At 64.0% G+C, this 6000-nt stretch carries 8 protein-coding genes; 4 read left to right on the top strand and 4 right to left on the bottom strand.

What is annotated here, in order from left to right; genetic code table 11:
* From AC0L3A_RS35195 to AC0L3A_RS35180, 4 genes are all read left to right on the top strand, one after another.
* On the top strand, nucleotides 1–198 hold a 198-nt coding region (locus AC0L3A_RS35195), incomplete at its 5' end, for a chemotaxis protein CheW (RefSeq protein ID WP_473256087.1).
* Nucleotides 199–271: 73 nt separating this feature from the next.
* On the top strand, nucleotides 272–637 hold the full coding sequence (locus AC0L3A_RS35190) for a response regulator (protein ID WP_007600538.1): 366 nt from the start codon (nucleotides 272–274) through the stop codon (nucleotides 635–637).
* Nucleotides 638–712: 75 nt separating this feature from the next.
* The gene (locus AC0L3A_RS35185) at nucleotides 713–1909 is read left to right on the top strand and encodes a protein-glutamate methylesterase/protein-glutamine glutaminase (RefSeq protein WP_473256086.1); all 1197 of its coding nucleotides are present in this window, start codon (nucleotides 713–715) and stop codon (nucleotides 1907–1909) included.
* The gene (locus AC0L3A_RS35180) at nucleotides 1906–2778 is read left to right on the top strand and encodes a CheR family methyltransferase (RefSeq protein WP_219685360.1); all 873 of its coding nucleotides are present in this window, start codon (nucleotides 1906–1908) and stop codon (nucleotides 2776–2778) included. Before AC0L3A_RS35185 ends, AC0L3A_RS35180 begins: the two co-directional genes overlap by 4 nt.
* Nucleotides 2779–2823: 45 nt before the next feature.
* On the opposite strand, the gene AC0L3A_RS35175 is transcribed toward AC0L3A_RS35180, so the two are convergent.
* The 4 genes from AC0L3A_RS35175 to ctrA all read right to left on the bottom strand — a co-directional run bounded on the left by AC0L3A_RS35175 (nucleotide 2824) and on the right by ctrA (nucleotide 5684).
* Nucleotides 2824–3984 (bottom strand): glutathionylspermidine synthase family protein, encoded by a 1161-nt coding sequence (locus AC0L3A_RS35175; RefSeq protein ID WP_473256085.1) that lies wholly within the window; start codon nucleotides 3982–3984, stop codon nucleotides 2824–2826.
* A gap of 3 nt (nucleotides 3985–3987) precedes the next feature.
* Nucleotides 3988–4410, bottom strand: coding sequence for a hypothetical protein (locus tag AC0L3A_RS35170; protein ID WP_246649495.1), 423 nt, complete (start codon nucleotides 4408–4410; stop codon nucleotides 3988–3990).
* A 1-nt stretch (nucleotide 4411) separates the two neighbouring features.
* The gene (locus AC0L3A_RS35165; RefSeq protein WP_219685357.1) at nucleotides 4412–4816 is read right to left on the bottom strand and encodes a DUF350 domain-containing protein; all 405 of its coding nucleotides are present in this window, start codon (nucleotides 4814–4816) and stop codon (nucleotides 4412–4414) included.
* 166 nt (nucleotides 4817–4982) lie between these two features.
* Nucleotides 4983–5684, bottom strand: coding sequence for a response regulator transcription factor CtrA (gene ctrA / locus AC0L3A_RS35160; RefSeq protein ID WP_007600544.1), 702 nt, complete (start codon nucleotides 5682–5684; stop codon nucleotides 4983–4985).
* Between the last annotated feature and the right edge of the window lie 316 nt (nucleotides 5685–6000).

The raw sequence follows: 6000 nt of genomic DNA, 5'->3' as shown, positions 1-6000 counted from the left end.
GAATCCTACGGCCTCCTGATCGACCAGATCGGCGAAGTGCTGCGGCTCGCCGAGGACGGCATGGAAGAAAACCCCGTTAATCTCGACCCCCGCATGGCCAAGCTCGCCGGCGGTGTCCACCGTCTCGACGGCCAGCTCATGGTCGTCCTCGACGTCGACCGCGTCCTCGAGCTCGCGCCCGAGATGATGGCGGCCTGATACGCCGGCACATCCGCCGACGTACCTGCAATTGGAAGTGTCCCCGCAAAAGCGGGGAGAAGCAGAGGTTCACATGCGAACTTGTCTCGTCGTTGATGATTCCAGCGTCATCCGTAAGGTTGCGCGCCGGATCCTGGAGGGTCTCGACTTCCAGATCCTCGAAGCCGAGGACGGTGAGAAGGCGCTGGAGGCCTGCAAGCGCGGCCTGCCCGACGCTGTGCTGCTGGACTGGAACATGCCGGTGATGGACGGCTACGAGTTCCTCGGCCATCTCCGGCGCATGCCCGGCGGCGACCAGCCCAAGGTGGTGTTCTGCACCACCGAGAACGACGTCGCGCATATCGCGCGCGCCCTGCACGCCGGCGCCAACGAGTACATCATGAAGCCCTTCGACAAGGACATCGTGACGGCGAAATTCCAGGAAGTCGGCCTTATCTGAGCGACCGCCCGGAGGCTGAACGGCTCCTTCGGCGTTTGTTTTCAACTGACCGTTTCAGTCTGAGTTGGTGAGTAAATGAGTGTTGCGTTCGCAGGTAATTCGACCCCGGGCTCGTCGCGGGAAGCCGGGCCGTTGCGGGTGATGATCGTCGACGACTCCGTCGTCATTCGCGGTCTGATCTCGCGCTGGGTCGGTGCCGAGCATGACATGGAGGTCGCGGCCTCGCTGCGCACCGGGCTCGAGGCGGTCAACCAGATCGAACGCATCAACCCCGACGTTGCCGTGCTCGATATCGAAATGCCCGAGCTCGACGGCATCTCGGCGCTGCCGCAACTCCTGGCGAAGAAGCGCGATCTCGTCATCATCATGGCTTCGACGCTGACCCGCCGTAACGCGGAGATCAGCTTCAAGGCGCTGTCGCTCGGCGCCGCCGACTACATTCCGAAGCCGGAATCGACGCGCGAGGCGTCGGCTGCGGACATCTTCCACCACGACCTGATCCAGAAAATCCGCCACCTCGGCGCACGGCTTCGCCGCAAGCCCGCGGTTGCGAGCCCGCCGCTGGCGCCTGCGAGCCCGGCCCCGGCCGCACGTGGACCGGTTGTCGCGCGGCCTGCCGCGCCGGCTCCGGCTGTGCATGCGCCGTCGTCGTCCTCGGTGCTGTCCACGCGTCCGTTCTCGACCCAGGCACCGAAGGTGCTGCTGATCGGCTCATCGACCGGCGGTCCTCAGGCGCTGATGGCGCTCGTCGCCGAGCTTGGCGCCGTGATCGACCGCGTCCCGGTGCTGATCACCCAGCACATGCCGCCGACCTTCACCACCATTCTCGCCGAGCATCTGGCACGCACGAGCCGCAAGCCGGCGGCCGAGGCGGTCGATGGCGAGCCGGTGAAGCCGGGCCGCATCTACCTTGCGCCGGGCGGCAAGCACATGCGCGTCGTGCGCAGCGGCGCCGACGTGGCGATCGCGCTCGATGACGGTCCCGCCGTCAATTTCTGCAAGCCTGCGGTCGATCCGCTGTTCACCTCCGCCATCGACATCTGGCATGGCGCCATCCTCTCCGTGATCCTGACGGGCATGGGCTCGGATGGCATGCGTGGCGGCAAGGACATCGTCGCCGCCGGCGGCAGCGTGATCGCGCAGGACGAAGCCTCCAGCGTGGTCTGGGGCATGCCGGGCGCAGCCGCCAATGCCGGCATCTGCGCGGCGATCCTGCCGCTCAACCAGATCGGCGCCAGGGTCAATCGCCTGTTTGCGGGAGACCGTTCGTGACGCCTGTTGACTACGACTATCTACGCAAATTCCTGAAAGAGCGCTCCGGCCTCGATCTCTCCCCGGACAAGCAGTATCTGGTCGAGAGCCGGCTGCTGCCGCTGGCCCGCAAGGCGAGCCTTAGCGGGATTCCCGATCTCGTGCTGAAGATCAGGAACGGCGACGGGCGGCTTGCGAGCGACGTGGTCGAAGCGATGACCACCAACGAGACCTTCTTCTACCGCGACAAGATCCCGTTCGATCATTTGCGCGAAACGATCCTGCCGGGGCTGCATCGGGCGCGCGCGGCGCGCAAGTCGCTGCGCATCTGGTCGGCGGCGTCGTCGACGGGACAGGAGCCTTATTCGATCGCGATGTGCGTGAAGGAGATGGGCGCTGCCTTCGCCGGATGGCGCATCGAGATCGTCGCCACCGATCTGTCGCAGGAGGTGCTGGAGAAATCCAAGGCCGGCGTCTACAGCCAGTTCGAGGTGCAGCGCGGCCTGCCGATCCAGCACCTGATGAAATACTTCACGCAGGCGGGCGAGGTCTGGCAGCTCAATGCCGACATCCGCGCGATGGTGCAGTTCCGCCAGCTCAATCTGTTGCAGGACTTCTCCCATCTCGGCACGTTCGACGTGATCTTCTGCCGCAACGTGCTGATCTATTTCGACCAGGACACCAAGGCCGTGATCTTCGAGCGCATGGCGAAGGTTTTGGAAGCCGACGGTACGCTGCTGCTCGGCGCCGCCGAATCCGTCGTCGGCATCACCGACGCGTTCCGCCCGATCGCCGAACGTCGTGGTCTCTATCAGCTCAACCCAACGCGCTCCGGCCGCCCGATGGGCGGATTGATGCCGCCGTCGTTGAAGGTGGCAGCGGCGCGGTGAGATGCGTTCTTCCCTTTTCCCACAAGAAGGGAAGACGATCGCACCTCACAAGATCGCATGCGGCAGAAACCGCGAGCCGTTGCCGGTGATCGGGCTTTCGTCCTCGCGGATCGACAGGCCGCAGGGTTCGTGATCGACCAGCCAGCTTCCGATCACGGGATAGAAGCCGGAAAAATTCGGCAGCGGCGCGAGCGCCTGCCGCACGAATCCTTCGGCGCCGTAGGGGCCTGCCTGCTCGTCGAGCGGCATTCCGCCAGATACCAGCGTGACATTGGCGCCTTCGCGCGACAGCAGCGGCTTGCGCACATAGGAGCTGCCGAGCTCGGCTGCCCGCGGATCGTCCTCGAAGAACGCCGGCAGCAGATTGGGATGGTTCGGAAACGTCTCCCAGAGCAGCGGCAGGATGCCCTTGTTGGAGAGCACCGCCTTCCACGGCGGTTCGATCCAGCATGTCTGTGCGTCCTTGAGCTTTGCGCCGAAGGCGTCCTGGAACATCCATTCCCAGGGATAGAGCTTGAAGGCGAGCGCGATGTCGCGGTCGTCGAGATCGACGAAGCCGCCAGTATCATCGCGCCAGCCGATCGCCTCGACATCGAGTAGCGTGGTCGTCAGTCCCGCCTGGCGCGCAGTGTCTTCGAGATAGGCGAGCGTGCCGGCGTCCTCCTCATTGCCCGTGGTGCCGGTGAGATGGACATGGCGGCTAGCGGCAATCTGCTTCCACGCTTCGATCAGTCGTTCGTGGATAGAGTTGAACTGGTCGGCGCGCGACGGGATGATGCGGCGTTCGATCGCCTGTTCGAGCCAGGTCCATTGAAACACCGCGGCTTCGAAAATCGAGGTCGGCGTGTCCGCGTTGTATTCGAGCAGCTTTGCCGGTCCCTTGCCGTCGAATTTCAGATCGAGCCGGCCATAGAGGCTGCGGTCGTCTCGTGCCCAGCTCTCGGCGATCAAGCTCCAGAAAGCGTCCGGTATTTTCAGGCGCTGCAGATGGCGCTCGTCGCCGATCACGCGGCCGGCAAGCTCCAGGCACATCGCGTCGATCTCGCCGGTCGGCGCCTCGATGCCACGCTCGATCTCGTCGAGCGTGAAGGCGTAGTAGGCGCGCTCGTCCCAATAGCGCTCGCCTTCGATGGTGTGGAAGGCGAAGCCGCATTGTTCGGCCGTCTGCCGCCAGTCGTCGCGCTCGGGGCAGACGATGCGTCGCATGGGTCAGCCGCCGCCGGAGAAGCCATGGCCAAACGAGCCGAAGCCGCCGCGGCTCACGCCGCCGGAGCCTGAATCGGACGACGTTCCGGACGAGGAATGGCTCGAGGAGTCGCTGCTGAAGAAACTCGATCGCGACGACCAGCGCGAGCTGCCACCGCCGCCCGACGAGCTGCTTCTGCTGCTGCAGGCGGTGCTCGCCTGCACCGGCGCGGCCCCGGGGACCGTCGCCCCGGGGACTATCGCCCCGGTAGCAGAGGGCTCGCAATTCTGCCGCGGCATCAGCGTGTAGGCGGTGGTGCCGACCGCGATCGTTCCCATCACCAGCAGCGCGACACGGCCGGAGCGCTTCACCGGCTGTCGTGCAGGCGGCGGTCCTGCCGCCGGCCGGCGCTTGCCGAACTCCTTTTTGGAGGGCTTGTCGGCCATGTCAGTAGATCATGCAGGCGGCGTTGAGCAGCCCCGCGGCAAGCGAGGACAGGCCGAGCCAGATCGCAGGCGCAAGCTCGCCGGCCGCGATCCGAGCCGGCAGATTCGGCACGGGCACCCTCACCAGAAAGAGCACGATGATCTGCACGATCAGCGCGACGAGCGCCCAGATCAGGCAATCCAGCACATTGGCCGAATGCGCGATGGCGCTGACCAGCGGCGCCACGAAGCCCAGCAGGCTGAGGCCGAGTGCGATCGCCGCGGCCGGCTCGTTGTCGCGGATGAGCTGGAATTCGTTGTAGGGCGTGATGCGGGTGTAGACGAACAGGTACGTCACGATCGCGATGAGCCCGGTGCAGAAATAGACCAGGAAGGCGGGCAGGCCGGCGAGTGATTGCAGGATCATCGTTCCCCCATCGTGCAGCGACCATTCGTCGGCGGGGGAAGGATAGCGGTTCAATGGCGCAAGGACGATAAGGCCCCGGTCGCATCCCCCAAAAAACAAAACCCCGCCATTTGCGGCGGGGTCCAGGCTGGGAGGAGCAAGCCCTGGGGCTTGCGCAGTAAACCGATCAGGCGGGAATGCGCTCTTCGACCTCGTGCGGCTCGCGCAGCACGTAGCCGCGGCCCCACACGGTCTCGATGAAGTTGCGGCCTTCGGAGGCATTCGCGAGCTTCTTGCGGAGCTTGCAGATGAAGACGTCGATGATCTTCAGCTCGGGCTCGTCCATGCCGCCATAGAGGTGGTTGAGGAACATTTCTTTGGTGAGGGTCGTGCCCTTGCGGAGCGAGAGCAGCTCCAGCATCTGGTATTCCTTGCCGGTCAGATGCACGCGCTGGCCGCCGACTTCCACCGTCTTGGTGTCGAGGTTGACGACGAGATCGCCGGTCTGGATCACCGACTGGGCATGGCCCTTGGAGCGGCGCACGATCGCGTGGATGCGGGCAACCAGCTCGTCCTTGTGGAAGGGCTTGGTCATGTAGTCGTCGGCGCCGACGCCGAGACCCTTGACCTTGTCTTCGATGCCGGCGAGGCCGGAGAGGATCAGAATTGGTGTCTTGATCTTGGAGACCCGGAGCTGCTTGAGCACGTCGTAGCCGGACATGTCGGGCAGGTTGAGGTCGAGAAGGATAATGTCGTAATCGTATAATTTACCGAGATCGACGCCTTCTTCCCCCAAATCGGTCGTGTAGACGTTGAAGCTCTCAGACTTCAACATCAGCTCGATCGACTGCGCGACGGCGCTGTCATCTTCAATCAGCAAAACGCGCATGCCAGTTCCCCATAGTCGCCGCTCCTGGGCGTCAGGTCGGCCGCATTCGCGGCACACAACAAAACGCCTTTGAACAACTGATTCGGATCCTGACAACAGATGGTTAACAAATTCTGATTCTGGAACGCAAGCCCTGTAGATGCAATTTTCGTCGAATCGCCCTAAGGTCTTGTGTGCGAAGCAGCTTTCGTTATCCGGTTGCGTTCAAGTTCCACTTTAAGAGACGGGCCTAACCGACTCCCGCGACTCAGCCTTCTTCTGAAGGGGAGCCACGCTCAGTCACAAAGACAGTGACGCAATGATTAACGATGCGGGT

Source organism: Bradyrhizobium sp. MI1.3 (genome assembly GCF_055811695.1).
The sequence above is the reverse complement of the archived record's forward strand: the minus strand, read 5'-3'. Positions and strand labels throughout refer to the sequence as shown.